We start from the raw sequence: 21,257 nt of genomic DNA on the forward strand, positions 1-21,257 counted from the left end.
GGGGGCGGGCGAACGGATTCCGAAGGGGCGTTACGCCGCGGGGGTGCCGTCTCGGAGATATCGTGGCCGTCCCGTGTCGAGAGCCAGCAGCGCGGCCTCGAAACGGCGCCGCATGCGGTCGCCGAGTCGGCTGCCGGCCTCCTCTGCGGTGAAGAAGGCGACCTCGGACAGCTCGTCGTCGGCGGGCCATAGCCCCTCGGCCTGGCCCTGGTTAAGCGCTCCGCCGTCGAAGATGAAGGCGATCTGGTCATCCCAAGGCCCGTGCGGGGCGACCCAATCCACCACCAGCAGCCCTCGCAGCACGACCGCGAGCCCAAGCTCTTCGGTCAGTTCGCGGACCACCGCGTCTTCGGGTGGCTCGTTCGCCTCCGCCATGCCACCGGGAAGGTCCCAGCAGGGCTTGTAGGTGGGGTTAACCAGCAGCACGCGCCCGGCCGGATCGCGTAGCAGCACATCAGCGGCAACGCGCTTGCGGGCTTGCTTGGCGTTGCCCTCGGCCAGGTAGGCGTTCCAAGCTTCTGCGTCAGTGGGATCGGGCGCGGTGGGCCTCATGCGGGGGTGCCTCCCGATGACGGCGGGATGATGTCTGCCAGGAGCAGCATTCTGGCCCTGCGCGCGTCGTCGAACCGCACCAGGTACTGGCGCACCGGCTCGTACGCCTTGTACGGCTCCAGCAACCGGCGAAGCGCATCAAGCTGCTGCATGACCCGGACGGAGCCCAGGGTGGGACTCGTGCTGAGCAGGTCATCACCTACGCTCACGGCGGCGTCCATGTCGCCCCGGCGAACGTGGACATCCACCAGGGTGATCCGGCTCAGCGCCAGCGACCGTGCCCGGCCCGCCTCCCGCAGATCCACGGCACGTTCAGCGTAGGTCAGGGCTTCGTCGAGCTGGTCCAGATCGCGCAGGATCAGCGCCGATTCCGTCGCGAGGGCGGCTGCGTCGAACGGACTCAGCCACGGATGATCGGTGTCGGCCACTCCTTCGAGATCGCGTCGGGCGGCGTCGAGGGCACGCGCGGCCGGGATGCATTGCGCGGCGGCAGCCAGGGCGCGCGCCCGCATCGTGTGCAGCCGCGCCGTCAACGCGGGAACACGTGGTCCCTGGGTAGCGAGGTCGAGCCCGGTCCGGGCCCAGGCGGCGGCCCTGGCGGCCTCCCCGGCCTGGAGGGCCAGGTGGCTGTTGCTCGCGGCGACGTTCGCGGCCAGTGGGAGGTCACCGGAGGCGCGGGCCAGGGGTAGCGCGCGTGCGAAATGGCGGCCAGCACGGTCGTCGTGGCCGGAGTCGTGGGCCATCCACCCAGCCAACTCGGTCAGCGCCGCTGCCGCCGCGAACACCTGCGGCCCACTGTCGGCGTCCACCAGCCGAGGAGCCACCCGATCACTGAGATGCCGCACGACCGCCCCATACAGACGCCCGCCGCCGGTCTGCCGGTCTGCACTGCGGAAATGATCCATGGCCACCAGGTCGTCGCCATCCGGCGGCGGACGGTCGGCCCGCCGGTGCACGACGTCGGCCGGGGCGGGCTCCCAGGGCCGGCGGGCCAGCCCCAGCAGATGACCGGGAATATGGAAGGCATCCGCGATCTGCTCGAACAAGCTGAGCTTCTCTACCCGGCTCTTGCCGTTCATGTAGTCGTAGAGCCGCCCTTGCGTGATGTCAGCGGCTCCGGCGATCCGCCGTGTGCTGACACCCCGGCTGTTGAGCATGCGGAACACGGCACCCATGTCCCGCTCGGTGCAGGCACGCAGCAGTCGGTCGTCCCCCAGCAGACCGGCCATGACTTCACGTGGGTCTGGCGACGGAAGGCCCATCAGCAGCTCCCCCGAGTAGCGAGTGAACCGATACCAAGGCTAACGACCCTGACATGACTCCGTGTTGGAGTCACGTTCTGGAGTCTCCTATCAGCCCTTACGCGGAGTTGACTACCCATCAGCCGCCCCGGGAGCGCACCCGCTGTGCATCACCGGCGGCCGGACCACCCGTTGGCGTCTCCCCAAGGCCAGCGGGACCCAGCGCACCCCAGCCCCCCGCGAGCGAACCGAGGCCGCGATGACCACGCACAGCACCGTTCAGACCCGGCAGAGTGTCAGCACCTACCCGCCGGGCACCGTCGTCCACGACGTCGTCGCCAACGCCGTCGGCAGAGTGGCGGATCCGAAGGCATACCCGCCCGCATGCTCGGGCCGCGTCTGCGTTCTGGTGGTGCCGCTCGTCGGGTCCACCCCGGCGTGGCAGGCCGAGCCGGGAGCGCTGCGCCGGGCCGCCGACGAGGAGATCGAGGCCGCGCTCGCCGAGACCATGCCTGCCAAGGCGGCGGCACCATGAGCGGCGTGCGTCCCGAGGTCGGCGATCTCGTCGTCGCGGCCGTGTCCGGCACGAAGTGGGTGTGCACGGACATCGCCGGCCTGAATACCCAGCAACCGGTATGGCTGCTGCGTCCGTTGTACGGCACTGCCAGCCGGGAGTGTCTACGCGTCGGCCGGAGCGACCTCGTGTCGTACCCGGTGGTCGCCCGGCGCGGCGAGTGGATCCAGCCGTGAGCGTCCGCCACGCCGCACCGAAGTAGGCGCCGCCCCCACGCCCGGGCCGGGCCAAGGGCGAGGAGGTAACGGCACGCTGAGCCCCGGCAGGCCCCTACAAATCCGAACCAGCCGACGAAGGGAATCGCATGTTCGCTCATTCCGACCGGCTCCCGACCGGGACGCCGCTCCCGTCCGGTCATGTCACACCCGCCCCGTGGGGCCTGCGCCGCATGGCTCCGTACCCCGCGTTCGCCCTCGGTTACGCCCGCGTCGAACTCGACCCCGCCACCCAGACCGGCCGCTACTTCGACGCTACCGGGCGGCCGATGATGATGCCGGGACACGGGACGAGCACGGGCACCAACCCTCCCACCAACACCGGTAATCCGTCCGACGGTTCGGGCCCCGGCGGGGCCGGCGGCGGTGACCAGGACACCGGAAACGACAGCGACCAGTGACGTATCCGGGTCCGGTTCTGGTCGTCACCAATCTGGACGACCCCACGACCGACCTGGTGATCGACGAGCTGCACGGCCGGGGCGTCCCGGTCGTGCGGTTCGACTCCGGGGACTTCCCCGCCACCGTGTCGGTCGCGGCCACCTTCACCGGCGACGGCCTCACAGGCACCCTGACCACGCCGTCGCGCACCGCCGACCTCGGGCGCGTGCGATCGCTGTACTACCGCCGTCCCTCCGGCTTCACCTTCCCGCACCTGGACGAGCAGACCGCACGGTTCGCCGTCACCCAGGCCCGCTACGGCCTCGGCGGCGTGATCGCCGCCCTGCCCGGCTGCCTGTACGTGAACCACCCCCACCGCATCGGCGACGCGGAGTTCAAGCCGTCCGGACTCTCCGCCGCCGCGGCAGCCGGGTTCCGGCTCCCGCCCACCCTGATCACCTCGAACCCCGACGCGGCCAAGAGCTTCATCCGGCGGCATGGGCCGGTGCTCTACAAACCGCTCTCCGCACCCCTCTACCGCGACGAGGACGGCGTCTCCTGCACGGTGAAGGTCGCCGACGTCACCGTGGACGAGATCGACGAGGCCGTCGGCGGCACCGCCCATCTGTTCCAACAGCGCATCGACAAAGCCGCCGACATCCGCGTGACCGTCATCGGCGACCGGATCTTCGCCGTGCGCATCGACTCGGACCTGTTGGACTGGCGCACCGACTACAGCCGGCTCACCTACTCGGTCGTCAGGCCGCCCCAGGACATCACCAAGGCCCTGGGTGCGTATCTCGCCCACTTCCGGCTCGTCTTCGGCGCTTTCGACTTCGCCGTCGACCACGAAGGGCAATGGTGGTTCCTGGAGTGCAACCCGTCCGGACAGTGGGCGTGGCTGGGGCCGGAGACCGGCCTGCCCATGGTCGCGGCCATGGCCGATCTGCTCGAAAGGAAGACCGTGTGACCGACCACGACAAGGCCCTTCGCGTGGCCCTCGCCGACCGACTGACCGCCGGCGGCCACTTTCGCACCGCCCCGTGGCGGGCCGCCGTCGAAGAAGTACCCCGCCACGCATTCCTTCGCGGCGGCTTCTTCGAGCAGGTAGCCGACTCTGCACCTACGGCATGGCGCCCGGTCATGCCCGATGACCCGCGCTGGCTCACACGCTGCTACGACGACGACTCTCTCGTCACCCAGATCGCCGGGACGATCGTCCCCCGGGACATCCGCGGCGAGATCCTACGCGCCCCGACCTCGTCGAGCACCATGCCCGGCCTGGTGGTGCGGATGCTCGAAGACCTTCAAGTGGGCGACGATCACCGGGTGCTGGAGATCGGCACGGGCACCGGCTACTCCACCGGGCTTCTCTGCCACCGGCTCGGCGACGACCACGTCACCTCCGTGGAGGTCGACGAAGACGTAGCGAGCCGCGCCCGGGGCGCGCTCGGGGGCGCCGGCTACCACCCCCGCATCATCGCGGGAGACGGTCTCGCCGGTGCCCCCGACGGCGCACCCTACGACCGACTGATCGCCACGTGCTGCGTGATCGATCTGCCGTACACCTGGGTCGAGCAGACCCGGCCCGGCGGGATCATCCTCGCCACCCTGTGCGGCTGGCTGTACTCCTCCGAACTCGCCCGCCTCACCGTGGGCGAGGACGGCACAGCCCGCGGCCGGTTCCTCGGCGGACAGATCTCCTTCATGCTCGCCCGCCCCCAACTACCCCCCACCGCTCGGTATGTTGCCCGACCTGGACGACGGGGACGAACGTCCCACCTCGCTCGCGCCGGACGTACTGGACGACTGGAACACCCGCTTCGTCGCCCAGCTCGCCGCCCCCAGGGCGCAGCGCATCAGCCTGGACCGCAACGGGCGCACCGAGCACGTCCTCCTCGACGTCTCCACCGGTGCGTGGGCATCCCTTGCCCAGGAAGGGGACGGCTGGACCGTTCGCCAGGGTGGACCGGTCCGTCTCTGGGATGCGGTGGAGGCACACGTCGCCCGCTGGCGCGCCGACGGTGCCCCCGCACTCGAACGATTCGAGGTCGTCGTCACCCCCGAGGGGCAGACCGTCTCCTGGTCCGAGGTCTGACCGCGCCGGGAAAGGCTTCGGGCAGGGGCCGACGCTGCGCCGGCAGGCGTCCGCTCACCGCCCGTCGCCCCAAGGCACCCCCGCCGCCCGGTAATAACGCACCCCCTGCGCATCCCACCGCGCCCCCTGCGCGGCCAGCCGCTCGCGATAGGACGACCAGTCGTGCGTCCGGGCCGGGGACCAGCCCAGTTCGGCGATTCCGGGGAGTCGGGGGAAGGCCATGTACTCGATGTCGGCCGAGGAGGTAAGGGTCTCCGACCACAGGGGGGCCTCGACGCCCGCGATCGCCGCGGCGGGCGCGCCGGCCAGGTAGCGGCCCGGGTCCCAGTCGTAGGCGCGCCGCACGTCCACGTAGCCGGCCCAGTCCAGGCCCAGCCGGGTGTCCCGGTCGTACTTCATGTCGAGGTAGGCGCGGTCGGCGGGCGAGAGGATCAGGCCGGTGCCGTGCCGTGCGGCGTCGACGACCTGTGCGCGCTCCGCCGCGCCCGTCCGGTCGTAGCCCCAGTACTGGGCGAGCGCGCCCTTGGCCGGGTGCGCTCCGGTCAGCTGGTGCCAGCCGATCACGGTCTTGCCGTACTTGGCGACCACCGGCTGCACCTTGTCCATGAAGGCGACGTAGTCCGCGTGGCTGGTGGAGTGCGCCTCGTCGCCGCCGATGTGGAGGTAGCGGCCGGGGGTGAGGGCGGCGATCTCCCGGACGACGTCGTCGACGAAGTCGTAGGTGATCTTCTTGGGGACGCAGAGCGAGCTGAAGCCGACCTTGGTGCCCGTGTAGAGCGGCGGCGCCTGGCCGTCGCAGTTGAGGGCGGCGTAGGAGGCGAGGGCTGCGTTGGTGTGGCCGGGCAGGTCGATCTCGGGGACGACGGTCAGATAGCGGTCGGCGGCGTAGCGGACGATCTCGCGGTAGTCGGCCTTGGTGTAGTGGCCGCCGGGCCCGCCGCCGACCTGGGTGGAGCCGCCGTAGGTGGCCAGCCGCGGCCAGGAGTCGATGGCGATCCGCCAGCCCTGGTCGTCGGAGAGGTGCAGATGCAGCTGGTTGATCTTGTACTGGGCGAGCTGGTCGATGTAGCGCTTGACCTGGGCGACGGTGAAGAAGTGCCGGGAGACGTCGAGCATCGCGCCGCGGTAGGCGTAGCGCGGGGTGTCGGTGAGGGTGCCGCCGGCGACGCGCCAGGGGCCGGGCTGGCGGGTGCGCTTCTCGACGGCGGCCGGCAGCAGCTGGCGGAGGGTCTGGACGCCGTGGAAGAGGCCGGCGGGGCGGGCGGCGCTGATGGTGACCGCGCGGCCGCCGGAGGTCAGCCGGTAGCCCTCCGCGCCGAGGCCGCGGGTGTCCCGGCCGCCGAGCCGCAGCACGATGCCGTCCGGGCCGCCGCGGGTGGTGACCGGCAGCGGGAGGCCGGTGGCCGGCCGCAGCAGGTCCGCGAGGTAGCCGCCGATCCGGCGGGCCTCGCCGGAGTTGCCGGGCACCCGGATGCGGGTGCGCTCGCCGAGCGTGTAGGCGCCGCCGGCCGGGCGGACGGAGGCGGGCGCCGGGATCACCCGGTCGAGTGGGACGGGGGCGGCGGCCGCGGCGTACCGCTGCGGTACGGCCGCGGTGGTCACCGTCCCGGCCGCCACGACCAGCAGCAGCGAGATCAGGAGTCTGCGTCGTCTCATGGACGGTCCCTTCGGCGAACTGGGTCGGCGGCGGGTGCCGCGGGGCGTTCGGCGGGCGGCGCGTCCCGGCGCGGGCGCACGGTCCGCATGGCATGGCGCGACCGGACGGTGACCATGCGTACCGCGGGCCCGGGTACCGGTCAAGGTGCAGACCGGTTTCCCGACGTGATCCGCGATACCTGCCCGATATCGGGCAGAATTCTTGCGAATCGCGCCGCGGCCCCGCAGTATCTACGGGTGCTCGAACGCCGTCCGTCCCATGAGGACCTCATCGACCACCTGGTCCGCAGCACGCCGCTCCAGCGCGGCGAGGCCGCCCGGGTGGTGCTGGACGTGCTGGCGTACTTCGACGAGACGACGGAGGGGTTCGTCCGCCGCAGACACCGCGAGCTGCAGTCCCAGGGGCTGCGGAACGAGGCGATCTTCGAGCGGATCGCACACGAGCTGCCGCACCGCGCCGTGTCCCCGCCGCCGCTCTCGCTGCGCCAGCTGCGCCGCCTGGTCTACGGCTGACCGCCGGAGACGGACCAGAGCCGGCCGCGGACGGCCGGGCACCCATGAACGCCAACGAGAAGAGGGTCACTGTATGTGCGGGATCGTCGGATACATCGGCAAGCGCGACGTCGCACCGCTGCTCCTTGAGGGCCTGCAGCGCCTGGAGTACCGCGGCTACGACTCGGCCGGTATCGCCATCCACGCGAGCGGCACCGGCAAGGCCGCGGGCCTGAAGACCGCCAAGGCCAAGGGCCGGGTCCGCGAGCTGGAGTCGCGGCTGCCGAAGCGCTTCGCCGGCACCACCGGCATCGCGCACACCCGCTGGGCCACCCACGGCGCCCCCACCGACGAGAACGCCCACCCGCACCTCGACTCCGAGGGCAAGGTCGCGGTCGTCCACAACGGCATCATCGACAACGCCGCCGACCTGCGCGCCCGCCTGACCGCCGACGGCGTGGTCTTCGCCTCCGAGACCGACACCGAGGTCCTGGCCCACCTCGTCGGCCGCTCCACCGCCCCGACGCTGGAGGAGAAGGTCCGCGAGGCGCTCCGCCACATCGAGGGCACCTACGGCATCGCCGTCCTGCACGCCGACTTCGCCGACCGCATCGTGGTCGCCCGCAACGGCTCCCCGGTCGTCCTGGGCATCGGCGAGCACGAGATGTTCGTCTCCTCCGACGTCGCCGCGCTGGTCTCGCACACCCGCCAGGTCGTCACCCTCGACGACGGCGAGATGGCCACCCTCAAGGCCGACGACTACCGCACGTACACCACCGAGGGCTCGCGCACGACGGCGACGCCGGAGACCGTCGAGTACGCGGCCGAGTCGTACGACCTGGGCGGCCACGACACCTACATGCACAAGGAGATCTCCGAGCAGGCGGAGGCGGTGGACCGGGCGCTGCGCGGCCGGATCGACGACCGCTTCTCCACCGTCCACCTCGGCGGTCTCAACCTCGACGCCCGTGAGGCCCGCGCGGTGCGCCGGGTGAAGATCCTGGGCTGCGGCACCTCGTACCACGCCGGCCAGATCGGCGCCCAGATGATCGAGGAGCTGGCCCGCATCCCCTCGGATGCCGAGCCGGCCTCCGAGTTCCGCTACCGCGACCCGGTCGTGGACCCCGACACCCTCTACGTCGCCGTCTCCCAGTCCGGTGAGACCTACGACGTGCTGGCCGCCGTCCAGGAGCTCAAGCGCAAGGGCGCCCGCGTCCTGGGCCTGGTGAACGTGGTCGGCTCGGCGATCGCCCGGGAGACCGACGGCGGCATCTACGTGCACGCCGGCCCCGAGGTCTGCGTGGTCTCCACCAAGTGCTTCACCAACATGGTGGTCTCCTTCGCGCTGCTCGCCCTGCACCTGGGCCGCATCCGCGACCTGTCCGTCGCGGACGGCAAGCGGATCATCGAGGGCCTGCGCAAGCTGCCGGGCCAGATCGACGAGATCCTCAAGGGCGAGGACGAGATCAAGAAGCTGTCGGCGCGCTACGCCGACGCCAAGTCGATGATGTTCATCGGCCGGGTGCGCGGCTACCCGGTGGCCCGCGAGGCGTCCCTGAAGCTCAAGGAGGTCTCGTACATCCACGCCGAGGCGTACCCGGCCTCGGAGCTCAAGCACGGCCCGCTGGCGCTCATCGAGCCCGCCATGCCGACCGTCGCGATCGTCCCGGACGACGACCTGCTGGAGAAGAACCGCGCCGCCCTGGAGGAGATCAAGGCCCGCAGCGGCCGCATCCTGGCCGTCGCGCACCAGGAGCAGGAGAAGGCCGACGACACCATCATCGTCCCGAAGAACGAGCCCGAGCTGGACCCGATCCTGATGGGCATCCCGCTCCAACTCCTCGCCTACCACACGGCATTGGCCCTCGGCCGGGACATCGACAAGCCCCGCAACCTGGCCAAGTCCGTAACGGTGGAGTAGCCCCAACCCGCTGGTGGGAAAAATCCCCCGTCCCACCGAAGCGACAATTGAGCAACCCCCACGGCGGGCAACCACCTCCGCGAAAGCGGCGCCGGCTTAGGCGCAAAGGGGGGACAGCCGGCTCCGCGTGCGTGCCACCATACGCACGCGGGGCCGGCGCCTCCCCTTCGCCGGCGTCGCCCATTACGCCGGCGGGATGCCACCGCCCCGGGATCCGTCACCTCCCGGCCGGCAGCACGTCGCGGTGACCGTTTTCTACCCGTCGCCCACGCACCGCCAACCTCCCGGCGGCAACCGGACGTCCGCTGCCCACAATCCCCATGACGCCCCCTCAACTGTGGACATGGCGAGGAGAGTCGATCAACGGGGGGCGCGCGTAAGGGAGTTCGGTCGGGTGCGGGACCGGTGCGGGCGTCAGGGAATGACCATGACCGGGCGCTGGGCGCGGCGCGCCAGCCGGCCGGCCACCGAGCCGAAGATCCGCCCGACGAGGCCGTGCGTGGAGCCGACCACGATGGCGTCGGCCTCGTACTCGCGGCCGACCTCCTCCAGCTCGTGACAGATGTCGCCGCCGCGCTCGACGAGGATCCAGGGGACCTCGGAGAGGTGGTCGGCACAGGCGAGCTCCAGCCCGAGCACCTCGGTGCGGTGGTCGGGGACGTCGACGAAGACCGGGGGTTCGCAGCCCGCCCACACCGTCGTCGGCAGCCGGTTGGCCACGTGGACGAGGATCAGGCCGGAGCTCAGGCGCCGCGCCATACCGATTGCATACGCCAACGCGCGTTCGCTCGACGTGGAGCCGTCGAAGCCGACAACGACGCCGTGCCGGAAGGCGGGATCGCAGGAGTGGCGCTTCTGTTCCGCCGCTTCGAGGTCCGCCGTCGGATCGGCGACCTGCTTGCGGTCCGCGGGTTCGGGGGTTTCGTGACCGGCCATGGGTGTCTCGACGAGAACGTCCTCTTTGCGGAGGGGCGAACGGGGAACGGCGATTGACTTGATCCGGCAGTTGACCTGGGCGGCTCGATCAAGGAGCGGGAGCCATAGTTCAAAGAGGAACGATACGACTGGGAATCATCTTTCCAAGCCGATACCCCAAGAGTACGGCGCTACTCCTCCACTGCCCAGAACGCCCACGGGCCATCGGGCGCCCGCACGGGGCGGTCCGGGGCCGCAAGCGTTCCCCGGAGCATGCCGGAGCGTGGCGCGGATGGCAATGCCCCGTCCTGCCCCCGTACGTACCCCCGGCGACGCCCCGTGATCACCGACGGCGCTGCGGCGGCCGCCCGTCCGCGGTGATCCCCACCGCGCCGGCGCCGCACCGTAGATCACCCGACCCGGTGAGCCGCGCCGTACTCCCGGGCGCGTCCGGCCGCGCACCGGCGCCCCGTTCCGCGCGTGCCGGGCGGGCCCGTCCGGACCGGCCCGCCCGGCGCCGCCGTCGACCCCGAGGCGGCGACCCGCTCGACGCGGAGTGTTGCGGCGGTCCGGGTGCACAGACCCGCAGCCCGGTGCCGGAGGCATGAGACATCGAGGGGACGGAACGGGACGTAACAGGACCAGAGTGCAAGGGGGCGGACACCTCTACCAGGGGCGCACGCCGGTCGGTTGAGGCGTCCGCAAGTCTGTGCACGACCGTTTTCAGCCAACTTCCGGTCCGGATCCCCATGGTGCCCCGGACCCCCCACAACCCAGGTGTGAGCAGGGAGGAAAGGACCGGCGGGCATGGTTGTGCCCTAGTGCGAACGGGCAGAGCCGAGACGCGCACTTCCCATGCAGGCCCGACGAGTGGAACGCTTCGTGATCGAATGCTTCGCGCCAAGTTGCCATATCGACATACCAGCGGGTGGTGAACTTGGCACTCCATCCTCACGGGACACAGTAGATTCGATCTTGGTCAGTGACGGCGGGGGAACTGTGCAGGACCGAGAGGGCGAGACGACCGAGGGGGGCTTAAGCGCCATGAGCCAGGACTCCGCTGCCGTACCAGATGCCGCACGCAAGCTCGCCGCCCGACGACGCCGCGAAATAGTCGCGGTGCTCCTCTTCAGCGGCGGTCCCATTTTCGAGAGCTCCATTCCGCTCTCGGTCTTCGGCATCGACCGCCAAGACGCAGGCGTTCCGAGGTACCGGCTACTTGTGTGCGCGGGCGAAGACGCGCCTTTGCGCACGACCGGGGGGCTCGAACTTTCCGCCCCCTACGGGCTGGAGGCGATCTCCCGTGCCGGGACGGTCGTCGTACCGGCCTGGCGTTCCATCACCCAGGCCCCGCCGCCCGCGGCGCTCGACGCACTGCGCCGGGCGCACGAGGAAGGGGCCAGGATCGTCGGGCTGTGCACGGGGGCGTTCGTCCTCGCCGCGGCCGGACTGCTCGACGGCCGGCCGGCCACCACCCACTGGATGTACGCGCCGACGCTCGCCAAGCGCTACCCGTCCGTCCATGTGGACCCGCGCGAGCTCTTCGTCGACGACGGGGACGTGCTCACCTCCGCGGGCACCGCCGCCGGCATCGACCTGTGCCTGCACATCGTGCGCACCGACCACGGCGCCGACGCGGCCAACGCGCTGGCCCGCCGGCTGGTCGTCCCGCCCCGGCGGACCGCGTCCGACCTCGGGCACCAGCGCTACCTGGACAGGTCATTACCTGAGGAGATCGGCGCCGACCCGCTCGCCGAGGTCGTCGCCTGGGCTCTGGAGCACCTCCACGAGCAGTTCGACGTGGAGACGCTGGCCGCGCGGGCGTACATGAGCCGGCGCACCTTCGACCGGCGGTTCCGCTCCCTCACGGGCAGCGCTCCGCTCCAGTGGCTGATCACCCAGCGGGTCCTCCAGGCCCAACGGCTGCTGGAGACCTCCGACTACTCGGTGGACGAGGTCGCCGGCCGCTGCGGGTTCCGCTCGCCGGTCGCGCTGCGCGGCCACTTCCGGCGGCAGCTGGGCGCCTCGCCCGCGGCCTACCGGGCGGCCTACCGCGCCCGCCGGCCGCAGAGCGGCGCAGCGGAGCCCGCGCTGCGCCCGGAGCGGGCCGAGCGTCCCGAGCGCGAGCGGGCGACGCTGGGCAGCGAGCGGTTCTCCGCCGCGGCGCTGGCCGGGCACGCGCTGGCCGAGGTGGCCGACGCGGGCAAAGCGGCACCGGAGGGGTACGCCGCGCGGCTCCCGGAGACCCCGGTCGGGCGGGGGGCCGCCCGGCCCGTACTGCCCGGTCAGCGGGAGCGCCCCGTAGGGTGAGACGTATGAACGACCGCATGGTGTGGATCGACTGCGAGATGACCGGACTCTCGCTGGCGAACGACGCGCTCATCGAGGTGGCCGCCCTGGTCACCGACTCGGAACTGAACGTGCTGGGTGACGGGGTGGATGTGGTGATCCGTCCCCCGGCCGAGGCGCTGACCACCATGCCGGAGGTGGTGCGGCAGATGCACACCGCCTCCGGGCTGCTGGCCGAGCTGGATGCCGGGACGACGCTGGAGGCGGCCGAGGCACAGGTGCTGGAGTACATCCGGCAGCATGTGCCGGAGCCGGGGAAGGCGCCGCTGTGCGGAAACTCCGTCGGCACCGACCGCGGCTTCCTGCTGCGCGACATGCCGACGCTGGAGAGCTACCTGCACTACCGGATCGTCGATGTGTCGTCCGTGAAGGAACTGGCCCGGCGCTGGTTCCCGCGGGCGTACTTCAACAGTCCGGACAAGAACGGCAACCACCGGGCGCTGGCCGACATCCGCGAATCCATCGCGGAGTTGCGCTACTACCGGGAGGCCGTGTTCGTGCCCCAGCCGGGGCCGGACTCGGAGACCGCGAAGGCCATCGCGGCCAAGCACAAGCTGCCCGCCGAACCGGAGTCGGCGGCACCGTGACGCAGCTCGCTCCCGGGGGTACGAAACCCGGGAGCGAGCACCCCTCCGGAACCTGTACACTTTTTCTCAGCCGGTGGGGAAAAGGAACCACACAGCACCGGTCTTGGTGGGTATAGCTCAGCTGGTAGAGCACCTGGTTGTGGTCCAGGATGTCGCGGGTTCGAGTCCCGTTACTCACCCCACTGTCGAGGCCCCCGATCTTCGGATCGGGGGCCTCGAGTGTTTCCCGGCCGGGTGCCGCCGTGGGGGCGGCGCCGGTGCTCAGTAGGCGACGGTGAAGCGCTCGCCGATGTGGCGGGGCTGCTCGACCTCGTCGAGGAGCGCGACGGCGTAGTCCTCGGTGGAGATCCGGCTGCTGCCGTCCGCGGCGACCAGCAGGTCCTCGAGGGCGGTGCGGTAGGTGCCGGTGCGCTCGCCGGGCTCGATGGAGGCGGCCGGGCTGAGGTTGGTCCAGCGGACGTCGGAGACGGTGCGGTAGAAGTCCAGCGCGTCGCCGTGCGCGTGCATGATCTGGAGCAGCGGGACCGGGAGGCCCTCGGTGTCCCAGACCTGGACGCCGTCGGGCTTGCGGAGCGAGCCGGCGCCGCCGACCGCGATCAGGCGGGGGGCGTCCTCGCCCAGCGTCCGCAGCCCCGCGACCAGTGCCTCGGCGGCGGGCCGGATGGTGGCGATGTGGCCCGGACCGTCGCCGCCGCCGACCGCGGAGACCACCACGTCCTGGCCCTTGGCGACCTCGGCGACGGACTCCGGATCGAGCGCGTCGCCGTAGAGCACGGTGAGGGCCGGGTGGGTCGTGGTGACCTTGGCCGGGTCGCGGACGACCGCGGTGACCTGGTGGCCGCGGCGCAGGGCCTCGTCGAGGATGCGGCTGCCGATGGTGCCGGTGGCCCCGAAGAGAGCGATCTTGGACATGGTGGGTTCTCCCGGTGGTTCGGTGCGGGCGGGGTGCGCCCGGGTGCGGAGCGCGGTGTTCCGGCCGCCGGATGTGGCTGCCGTTTTCCGCCATCAGCCGTGCTGACGTCTCCTACGCTAGGGGTATCAGCGGGAGATTCCGGGGTAGCGAGGCGACGGGTCATGGTGAGAAAGCGACAGGACCCCCGAGAGGACGCAGAGGCGATCCGCGAGGTGGCGTTCTCCGCGCCGGCCGGGCGGCCCGCCGGGGTGGAGGTGCTGACCCTCGCCGAACTGCGCGGGCGCGCGGACGCCTGCCGGCTGTCGACCCCGCACCGGCCCGGCTTCCACCATCTGCTGCTCGTGGACCGCGGGCGGCTGGTGCACTGCGTCGACTTCCGGGAGCATCTGCTGACCCCCGGCGACCTGCTGTGGTCGCGGCCCGGGCAGGTGCAGCACTTCGGGGACCTGACGGGCGCGGAGGGGCGGCTGGTGCTCTTCGAGTCGGGGTTCCTGGACCCGGCGACCGCGGCCGCGGCCCGGATCGAGGACTGGTACGGGCCGGTGGTGCGGCACCCCGAGGGCGCCGCGGCCCGGGCGCTGGACGAGGCGCTGGGGCAACTGCACCGGGAGTTCGGGGCGCTGGGCGGGCTGCCGCTGGAGGTGCACCTGGAGGTGCTGCGGCATCTGCTGGCCGTCCTGGTGCTGCGGGCCGCGCATCCGGGCGGCCCGGCGGACGGCCCGGAAGACGGGACGTGCGAGGCGAGCGAGACGTATCTGCGGTTCCGGGACGCGGTGGAGCGGGGGTTCGCCCGCAGCCGCCGGGTCGCGGACTACGCGCGGTCGCTGGGCTATGCGCCGCGGACCCTGTCGCGGGCCACGGAGGCGGCGGCCGGGGTCGGGGCGAAGGAGTTCATCGACCGGCGGGTGGTGCTGGAGGCCAAGCGGCTGCTGGCGCACGGCGACCAGCCGGCGTCGCGGATCGCGGACCGGCTGGGTTTCGCGGACGCCACCAACTTCAGCAAGTTCTTCCAGCGGCAGGCCGGGCTCACGCCGATCGCGTTCCGGGACGCCGTGCGGGGCGGCGGCTGAGCTGCCGCCGTACGCGGCGAAGAGGCGGCGCGGCGAAGAGAGGCGGCGGGGCGCGACGGGTGGGGGGGTGGTGCCGTCGCGCCCCGCCTCGGGGGCAGTCCGGGGCGCCCGTGGGCCCGGACCGGTGGGGGGTCAGCCGGTGTAGGCGCCGAACGCCTTGGTGAAGGCCAGCGGGGCCTGGTCGAGGGAACTGCACGTCGGCTGGGCGGAGTTGGCGGGGCCGCCGGGGCACGGCCGGTCGCGGGTGGCGGACCACATGGCCAGCCACGCCAGGTGCCTGCTCTGTGCGAACTTCACCAGGGTGGTGGCGTCAGCGGGCCTGAACACCTCGCCCTGGACGTCGTTGACGCCGATCATCGGGGTGACCGCCACGGTCCGCCAGGCGTCCGCGTCGCTCAGCCCGAGGGCCTTCTTCAGCTGGGCCTGGGTGGCGGTGGCGGCCTGGGTGGCGTAGGTGGCCATGTTGCCGTGGTAGGAGGCGCCGTAGTCCATCGCCATGATGTTGACGGCGGAGATCCGGGCGCCGTTCTGCTTGGCGTTGGCGAGGAGGTTGACGCCGTCCTGGGTGAGGCCCTCGGGCATCACGGGGAGGGTGAAGGAGACGTCGAGGTCCGGGTGCTGCTTCTGCAGCCGGGCGATGGCCTGGGCGCGGCGGGTGTTGGCGGCCGTGTCGGGCAGCGCGCTGCCCTCGATGTCGAAGTCCACCTTGGTGAGCTCGAACCGGTCGACGGCCTTGCCGTACGCGGCGGCGAGGTCGGACGCGGAGGAGCAGGCGGCGGCGAGTTCGGTGCCGTTGGCGCCGCCGAAGGAGACCCGGACGTCGCCGCCGGCCTTGCGCAGCGCCGGTATCTGCCGGGCGACCGCGTCGCCGCCGAGGTCGCCGGTGCCGCCCCACTTGGGGACGCAGCCGCCGCCGGAGGTGAGGAAGGCGAGGGTGAAGTGCTTCACCCCGGTCTTCTGTGCGGTGCCGGTCAGGTCGTAGGCGGGGGTGAGCGAGGTGTCGACGTACGGGGCGAAGCCGGCCTTGGCGGCGGTGCCGGTCGGGGCGCCGGTGGCGGTGCCGGTGGCGGGCCGGGGTGCCTTGGTGGCCAGCGCGACGCCGGCGACGGCGAACCCGCCGCCGGCCGCCAGCGCGCCGGCCACCGCCGCGCCGATCAGCTTGGTCCGGCGGCTCGGCCGGCGCCGGTGTGCCGAGGAACTCATGTCGTCCTGCCTGTCGTCACATGGGGGGTCAAGGGGGCGCACCGAGGGGGAGGCGCGTCCCGCACGCTAGCGGCAGCGAAACGGACAAATGCCGGGTTCCGTACGGCGGTTGGCGGAATTATGGCGGCCTTAAGGAAGCGGAAGGGGCCGGTTAAGAGCGGGCGCCCCGGACCGGGGTGCCGCCGCCCGGCGCGGCGGCGCGGGCGGCCCGCCGGCCCCGGGTGCCGAACACCCGGGCACCGATCCGGCGCCGCAGCCGGTGGGCGCGCCGGCCGCCGCGCCGGTCCCGCCGCCCGCCCAGGGCCAGCCAGACCCGCACCTCGGTGCCGCCCAGCACCGAGCGCCCGATCCGGACGTCGCCGCCGGTGGACTCCGCCAGCCGCCGCACGATGTCCAGCCCGAGGCCGGTGGAGCCGGCCCCGCCGCCGCCGTGGCCGCGGCGCAGCGCGGCGGCCGGGTCGGCGATGCCGGGGCCGGCGTCCGAGACCAACACGATCACCGCGTCGTCGGCGTTGTGCACGTCGACGGCGAAGGCGGTGCCCTCGGGGGTGTGCCGGAAGACGTTGCCGAGCATGGCGTCCAGGGCCGCGGCGAGGTCGGCGCGGGCGACCGGCACCCGCACCGGGCGGTCCGCGCCGGCGACCCGGGCGGTACGGCCCTCGTCCTCGGCCAGCGCCGACCAGAAGTCCATCCGCTCGCGGATCACCTCGGCCGCATCGCAGCCGACCACGGCGGCGGCCTGCACGGTGTGCTCCCGCTGGGCGCGGGCGGTGCGGATGATCTGGTCGACCCCGCGCTCCAGCTGCTCGACGGCGGCGCGGGTCTGCTCGGCGGCCGGGCCGTCGCCGAGGGAGGCGGCGTTGAGCCGGAGCACGGTCAGCGGGGTGCGCAGCCGGTGCGAGAGGTCGGCGGCCAGTTCGCGTTCGTTGGCGAGGAGTTGGACGACCTGGTCGGCCATGAAGTTGAAGGCGCTGGCCGCCGAGCGCAGTTCCTTCGGCCCGTCCTCCCGGACGCGGACGCCGAGGTCGCCCCGGCCCAGGTCGTGGGCGGCCGCGGAGAGCCGCTCGGCGGGGCGCACCATCCGGGTGCCGAGCCGGTCTGCGACCGCGACCGAGCCGACGACCAGCGCCAGGCCGACACCGGCCAGCACCGCCCAGGAGGTGGCCACGCCGTTGGTGAGCGCGTCGTCGGGGACGTACACCTCGACGACGGCGATGCCGGCGGCGACCGCGGTGGGCTGGAGCAGCGAGGTGCCGCCGGGGACCTCGGCGATCGAGGCCCGGCCGAGGCGGACGGCGGCGGCGACATCGGCCGGGGCGGCCCGGCGGGCGCCGATCTCGGCGGGGCCGCCGCCCGCGCCGCCGGCCGGCACATGGATGCCGATCCGGTTGCCGGGGCCGGTCTCCGCGCTGGCCAGGGCGCGTTCCAGCTGAGTGCGGTCGGTGGTGATGGCGAGGACGGGGCCGAGGGCGGCGGCCTGCCGCTCGGCGCCTCCGTAGGCGCGGTCGGACGCCATCTCCCGGACCACCAGCCCCAACGGGACCGCGAACGCGACCACGACCATCGTGGTGACCGCCAGAGCCACCTTGACCAGGGCCCACCTCACGGCTTCAGACCGTCCGCCGCGCCGCCCACGAGACGCAGTGGCACGACTCTCACCGTCGCCTGCGGCCGAGCGGCCTCGCGCGCGTCGCCCAGCGTCCGATCCTTCGCTTCTCCGCCCACGAGGCGCAGCGGCGCGACTCTCACCGTCGCCTGCGGCCGAGCGGCCTCGCGTACGTCGCTCATCGGGGCGGCTCCAGCTTCACGCCGACGCCGCGCAGGGTGTGCAGGTACCGGGGGCGGGCGGCGGTCTCGCCCAGTTTGCGGCGCAGCCAGGACAGGTGGACGTCGATGGTCTGGTCGTCCCCGTAGGACTGCCGCCAGACCTCGGCGAGGAGTTCGCGACGGGGGACGACCACGCCCGGGCGCTCGGCGAGGAAGGCCAGCAGGTCGAACTCGCGGCGGGTGAGGTCGAGAGCGGCGCCGTCCAACTCGGCCTGGCGGCGCAGCGGGTCGATGGCGAGCCCGCCGACCCGGATCACCCGTGAGGGCGGTTCCGCGCCGGGCGCCGCGCCCCGGGAGCGGCGCAGCACGGCCGCCATCCGGGCCGAGAGGTGCTCGACCGAGAACGGCTTGGTGAGGTAGTCGTCGGCGCCGTCGTTGAGCAGCCGGACGATCTCGGCCTCGTCGTCCCGGGCGGTGGCGATGATCACCGGGACGTCGGTGAGGCCGCGCAGCATCTTCAGCGCCTCGCCGCCGTCCAGGTCGGGCAGACCGAGGTCGAGGACGACCAGGTCGAAGCCGACCTGCGCCACCTCGCGCAGCGCCTCCAGTGCCGTCCCGACGCTGCGCACCGCGTGCCCGGCGTCGGTCAGGTGCCGGATGAGCGCGGAGCGTACGAACTGGTCGTCCTCGACCACGAGCACTCGAACCATGGGCGGCACCGTACGCCATACGGGGGAGTTGCCCCGCGCACGGTTGACAACCGGGCGGCGCAGGGCCGGAGGTGCCGGAGCGCGCCTAGTGCGGCATCACCATGCTGGTGTCGCCGGCCTGCTGGTCGAGGAGCTGGGTGCCGTACGCGCCGCTCCCCGTCATGGGGTCCGGGTCGGCGCTCGCCGGTGCGGTGAACACCCCCAGCGCGATGAGCGTTCCGACGACGACGGCTGCGATACGGCGCATTTCAGGAGCCTCCCGGCGACAGGGGTGATGGTGCGCTCACTCTGCCCCGAATAGTCCGTCTCTATACGCCTCATCCCTCTTGTGGCGGTTGCGGTGGTGCCGCCGCGGGCCGGGCGAGCGGAGCGGCGCTCCCGTCCACCGGCCGTCAAGCCCGTGTGCACGGGGTTGTCCTTCCGCCCGGCCGGCGTGGTCCCATAGGGCGCATGGAGCGAGGGAGTTCGGGACGGGGCCGAGGTCTGGTCCATGCGGCGGCGTGGACGCTGGCGACCGGCGCCGCGGTCGCGCTGTCGTGGTTCGGGGTGCACACCGTGCTGTCCGGCACGGCGTACGACGCGCCGCGGGCGCTGCCGCTGTCCGACCAGGTGGCGGCCTCGGCCCTGCCGCAGGTCTCCTCCACCCACCGGCCCAAGCCCTCCGATTCACCGTCCCCGAGCCCTTCCTCCTCCCCCTCCGACGACGACCGGCCGCCGCGGACCAGCCCCCCGTCCCGCCCCCTCGGCAGCCCCTCCCCCACCCCCTCCGACACCCCCGGCGGCGGCGCCCCGGCGTCCGCCGGCGACCGGGTCCGCAGCTATGCCACGGCCGGCGGCCGGGTGGTGCTCTCCCTGGGGGCCGACTCCGCCGAGCTGGTGTCGGCGACGCCCAACGCGGGCTGGCAGATGCAGGTGTGGAAGCAGGAGGGGTGGCTCCGGGTGGACTTCACGGGCGGCGGCTCGCACTCCTCGGTGGTCTGCTCCTGGAACGGCCACCCGCCGTTCGTACAGATCACCAACCGTACGGCGCAGCAAGGCAGTTGATGTCCCGTCAGGTGAAGGCGCCGGCGGGCGGGGCCGGGGAGGCGACCGCGGTGGCGTCGGTGACCGGGGCCGCGCCGCCGGTGAAGTCCCGCAGCGCCCGGCCGTGTTCGACCCGGCCGGCGTGCGGGTCGCCGGCCGCCCGCCGGGTCAGCTCGGCGACCGGCAGCGGCCCGTCGGCGGCGAGCAGCACGGCGTTGCCGAACCGCCGGCCGCGCAGCACGGCCGGCTCGGCGGTCAGCGCCAGCTCCGGGAAGACGGTGTGGACGGTGGCGATCTGGCCGCGCAGGAACGACAGCGGCGGCCCGTCGGCGAGGTTGGCCGCGTACCAGCCGCCCGGCCGCAGCGCCCGACGGACCTCCGCCACGAACTCGGCGCTGGTCAGATGAGCGGGCGTACGGGCGCCGGCGAAGACATCGCCGATGACCAGGTCGGCCCAGCCGTCCGGGACCCTGGCCAGGCCGGCGCGGGCGTCCGCGCCGCGCACCCGTATCCGCCAGGTCCGCTCCAACGGCAGCCGCGCGCGGACGAGGTCGACCAGCGGGGCGTCGATCTCCACGACCTGCTGGGTGGAGCGCGGCCGGGTCGCGGCGACGTACCGCGCCAGGGTCAGCGCGCCGCCGCCGAGGTGGACGACGCGCAGCGGCGCGCCGGGCGGGGCGGCCAGGTCGGCGATGTGGCCGAGCCGCCGCTGGTAGGAGAACTCCAGGTGCGCCGGGTCGTCGAGGTCCACATGGGACTGCGGGGCGCCGTCGATCAGCAGCGTCCAGCCGCGCGGCCGGTCGCGGTCGGGCCGCAGTTCCGCGACCCCGCCGCCGACCGTCCCGGTGACGGATTCCGGGCCGCCGCGCCCGCGTCTGCTTCTCGCCATGACTCCAGTATGGCGTCCCGCCGCGGGACGGTATCCGCAGGTCAGAGGCGATGGAACAGCAGGCGGCGGACCGCCCGGTGGCCGGAGCCGCGGGCAGTCCGCCTGGTGTGCCGGGGCCCGGGCCGGTCCGATGTGACCTCGGACCGGCACCGGGTCACTTGTTGACGCAGATGTTTCCGAACCCCGGGTTCAGCAGCCCGATGACATCGACGCTGTTGCCGCACACGTTGATCGGGATGTCGATCGGGATCTGGATGACATTGCCGCTGAGGACACCCGGCGACTTCGCCGCGAAGCCCTTGGCGTGCGCGCCGTGGCCGTGGTGGCGGCCGCCCTCGTCGAACCGTCCGTGGTGGCTACGGCCGTGGTGACCGCCCTCGTAGGCGGTCGCGACGCCCGCGCCGCCCAGCACCAGGGCTGAGGAGGCCGCAGCCATCGCGGCGGTCTTGACGAACCGCTTCATCCCATTCTCCTTTTCAGTTCGCGTATGGGGCATCGGACACAACGAACAATATGGGTTACGGATACGGGCGTTACCACTTAAGCGGATTCATTAGGCTGACTGGCTGGCAGGCGGGCGGCGGAAAACCCGGTCGGCACTGCGGCGCGCCTGCCGCGATTTCCAACATGATTTCTGCCAGAGTGCTCTCCTGTTTGACTGATTGAAGTCGGAGTCGGGGTCGGACGTCGGAGAGGACGAC

Annotated in this window: 23 protein-coding genes, 1 tRNA gene and 1 pseudogene; 13 read left to right on the top strand and 12 right to left on the bottom strand. The window is 72.6% G+C overall.

Going from position 1 to position 21,257, the window contains the following annotated elements:
• Positions 1–30 precede the first annotated feature (30 nt).
• Together B073_RS0132075 and B073_RS0132080 are read right to left on the bottom strand one after the other, a co-directional pair.
• Entirely contained in the window at positions 31–552 is a 522-nt protein-coding gene (locus B073_RS0132075; protein WP_018542176.1) for an NUDIX domain-containing protein, read from the bottom strand.
• Positions 549–1,781 carry a tetratricopeptide repeat protein gene (locus B073_RS0132080; RefSeq protein ID WP_018542177.1) on the bottom strand — a complete coding sequence of 411 codons (1,233 nt, stop codon included), beginning with the start codon at positions 1,779–1,781 and terminating at the stop codon, positions 549–551. Before B073_RS0132080 ends, B073_RS0132075 begins: the two co-directional genes overlap by 4 nt.
• Positions 1,782–2,052: 271 nt before the next feature.
• On the opposite strand from B073_RS0132080, the gene B073_RS0132085 reads away from it, so the two are divergent.
• The 6 genes and pseudogenes from B073_RS0132085 to B073_RS48410 all read left to right on the top strand — a co-directional run bounded on the left by B073_RS0132085 (position 2,053) and on the right by B073_RS48410 (position 5,061).
• Positions 2,053–2,328, top strand: coding sequence for a hypothetical protein (locus tag B073_RS0132085; RefSeq protein ID WP_018542178.1), 276 nt, complete (start codon positions 2,053–2,055; stop codon positions 2,326–2,328).
• The gene (locus tag B073_RS0132090) at positions 2,325–2,543 is read left to right on the top strand and encodes a hypothetical protein (protein ID WP_078508279.1); all 219 of its coding nucleotides are present in this window, start codon (positions 2,325–2,327) and stop codon (positions 2,541–2,543) included. The genes B073_RS0132085 and B073_RS0132090 overlap by 4 nt, the downstream gene beginning before the upstream one ends.
• Positions 2,544–2,671: 128 nt before the next feature.
• Positions 2,672–2,983, top strand: a complete 312-nt coding sequence (gene tgmA, locus B073_RS0132095; RefSeq protein ID WP_018542180.1) for a putative ATP-grasp-modified RiPP — start codon at positions 2,672–2,674, stop codon at positions 2,981–2,983.
• The gene (gene tgmB, locus B073_RS0132100; RefSeq protein ID WP_018542181.1) at positions 2,980–3,933 is read left to right on the top strand and encodes an ATP-grasp ribosomal peptide maturase; all 954 of its coding nucleotides are present in this window, start codon (positions 2,980–2,982) and stop codon (positions 3,931–3,933) included. Before tgmA ends, tgmB begins: the two co-directional genes overlap by 4 nt.
• A 323-nt stretch (positions 3,934–4,256) precedes the next feature.
• A pseudogene (locus tag B073_RS48405) lies at positions 4,257–4,511 on the top strand (methyltransferase domain-containing protein); the annotation flags it as partial.
• 196 nt (positions 4,512–4,707) lie between these two features.
• Positions 4,708–5,061, top strand: a complete 354-nt coding sequence (locus B073_RS48410; RefSeq protein ID WP_018542184.1) for a hypothetical protein — start codon at positions 4,708–4,710, stop codon at positions 5,059–5,061.
• Between the two features lie 54 nt (positions 5,062–5,115).
• On the opposite strand, the gene B073_RS0132110 is transcribed toward B073_RS48410, so the two are convergent.
• The gene (locus tag B073_RS0132110; RefSeq protein WP_018542185.1) at positions 5,116–6,717 is read right to left on the bottom strand and encodes a beta-N-acetylhexosaminidase; all 1,602 of its coding nucleotides are present in this window, start codon (positions 6,715–6,717) and stop codon (positions 5,116–5,118) included.
• Positions 6,718–6,954: 237 nt separating this feature from the next.
• Here B073_RS0132110 and B073_RS0132115 point away from each other — a divergent pair, with 237 nt between their 5' ends.
• Together B073_RS0132115 and glmS are read left to right on the top strand one after the other, a co-directional pair.
• Positions 6,955–7,230, top strand: coding sequence for a hypothetical protein (locus B073_RS0132115; protein ID WP_018542186.1), 276 nt, complete (start codon positions 6,955–6,957; stop codon positions 7,228–7,230).
• 73 nt (positions 7,231–7,303) lie between these two features.
• Positions 7,304–9,130, top strand: a complete 1,827-nt coding sequence (gene glmS / locus B073_RS0132120; RefSeq protein WP_018542187.1) for a glutamine--fructose-6-phosphate transaminase (isomerizing) — start codon at positions 7,304–7,306, stop codon at positions 9,128–9,130.
• Positions 9,131–9,544: 414 nt separating this feature from the next.
• Here glmS and B073_RS0132125 read toward each other — a convergent pair whose 3' ends face one another.
• A complete protein-coding gene (locus B073_RS0132125; protein ID WP_018542188.1) occupies positions 9,545–10,066 on the bottom strand; it encodes a universal stress protein in 522 nt (173 codons plus the stop codon).
• Positions 10,067–11,089: 1,023 nt separating this feature from the next.
• On the opposite strand from B073_RS0132125, the gene B073_RS0132130 reads away from it, so the two are divergent.
• The 3 genes from B073_RS0132130 to B073_RS0132140 all read left to right on the top strand — a co-directional run bounded on the left by B073_RS0132130 (position 11,090) and on the right by B073_RS0132140 (position 13,163).
• Complete coding sequence (locus tag B073_RS0132130) at positions 11,090–12,355, top strand: helix-turn-helix domain-containing protein (protein ID WP_026247923.1); 1,266 nt, start codon at positions 11,090–11,092, stop codon at positions 12,353–12,355.
• A 5-nt stretch (positions 12,356–12,360) separates the two neighbouring features.
• Positions 12,361–12,981 carry an oligoribonuclease gene (orn, locus tag B073_RS0132135; protein WP_018542190.1) on the top strand — a complete coding sequence of 207 codons (621 nt, stop codon included), beginning with the start codon at positions 12,361–12,363 and terminating at the stop codon, positions 12,979–12,981.
• Between the two features lie 106 nt (positions 12,982–13,087).
• Positions 13,088–13,163 (top strand) — tRNA-His (locus tag B073_RS0132140).
• Positions 13,164–13,242: 79 nt separating this feature from the next.
• Here the strand turns inward: B073_RS0132140 and B073_RS0132145 are convergent.
• Positions 13,243–13,893: an NAD(P)-dependent oxidoreductase gene (locus B073_RS0132145; RefSeq protein ID WP_018542191.1), complete on the bottom strand. Its 651-nt coding sequence runs from the start codon at positions 13,891–13,893 to the stop codon at positions 13,243–13,245.
• Between the two features lie 162 nt (positions 13,894–14,055).
• On the opposite strand from B073_RS0132145, the gene B073_RS0132150 reads away from it, so the two are divergent.
• Positions 14,056–14,964 (top strand): helix-turn-helix domain-containing protein, encoded by a 909-nt coding sequence (locus B073_RS0132150; RefSeq protein ID WP_026247924.1) that lies wholly within the window; start codon positions 14,056–14,058, stop codon positions 14,962–14,964.
• Between the two features lie 132 nt (positions 14,965–15,096).
• Here B073_RS0132150 and B073_RS0132155 read toward each other — a convergent pair whose 3' ends face one another.
• The 5 genes from B073_RS0132155 to B073_RS46865 form a co-directional block, all read right to left on the bottom strand.
• The gene (locus B073_RS0132155) at positions 15,097–16,167 is read right to left on the bottom strand and encodes a chitinase (RefSeq protein WP_018542193.1); all 1,071 of its coding nucleotides are present in this window, start codon (positions 16,165–16,167) and stop codon (positions 15,097–15,099) included.
• A 151-nt stretch (positions 16,168–16,318) separates the two neighbouring features.
• Positions 16,319–17,773 (bottom strand): sensor histidine kinase, encoded by a 1,455-nt coding sequence (locus B073_RS0132160; RefSeq protein WP_018542194.1) that lies wholly within the window; start codon positions 17,771–17,773, stop codon positions 16,319–16,321.
• Positions 17,770–17,955 carry a hypothetical protein gene (locus tag B073_RS0132165; protein ID WP_018542195.1) on the bottom strand — a complete coding sequence of 62 codons (186 nt, stop codon included), beginning with the start codon at positions 17,953–17,955 and terminating at the stop codon, positions 17,770–17,772. The genes B073_RS0132160 and B073_RS0132165 overlap by 4 nt, the downstream gene beginning before the upstream one ends.
• Entirely contained in the window at positions 17,952–18,644 is a 693-nt protein-coding gene (locus tag B073_RS0132170) for a response regulator transcription factor (RefSeq protein ID WP_026247925.1), read from the bottom strand. Before B073_RS0132170 ends, B073_RS0132165 begins: the two co-directional genes overlap by 4 nt.
• An 85-nt stretch (positions 18,645–18,729) precedes the next feature.
• The gene (locus B073_RS46865; protein WP_018542197.1) at positions 18,730–18,891 is read right to left on the bottom strand and encodes a hypothetical protein; all 162 of its coding nucleotides are present in this window, start codon (positions 18,889–18,891) and stop codon (positions 18,730–18,732) included.
• A gap of 203 nt (positions 18,892–19,094) precedes the next feature.
• Here B073_RS46865 and B073_RS0132180 point away from each other — a divergent pair, with 203 nt between their 5' ends.
• Positions 19,095–19,688, top strand: coding sequence for a hypothetical protein (locus B073_RS0132180; protein WP_018542198.1), 594 nt, complete (start codon positions 19,095–19,097; stop codon positions 19,686–19,688).
• 7 nt (positions 19,689–19,695) lie between these two features.
• Here the strand turns inward: B073_RS0132180 and B073_RS0132185 are convergent, their stop codons facing one another.
• Positions 19,696–20,556, bottom strand: a complete 861-nt coding sequence (locus tag B073_RS0132185; protein ID WP_018542199.1) for a spermidine synthase — start codon at positions 20,554–20,556, stop codon at positions 19,696–19,698.
• A 154-nt stretch (positions 20,557–20,710) separates the two neighbouring features.
• Complete coding sequence (locus B073_RS0132190; RefSeq protein ID WP_018542200.1) at positions 20,711–21,019, bottom strand: chaplin; 309 nt, start codon at positions 21,017–21,019, stop codon at positions 20,711–20,713.
• Between the last annotated feature and the right edge of the window lie 238 nt (positions 21,020–21,257).

Origin of the sequence: Streptomyces sp. MspMP-M5, assembly GCF_000373585.1 — a bacterium.
In the GTDB taxonomy this organism is placed as follows: Bacteria; Actinomycetota; Actinomycetes; order Streptomycetales; family Streptomycetaceae; genus Streptomyces.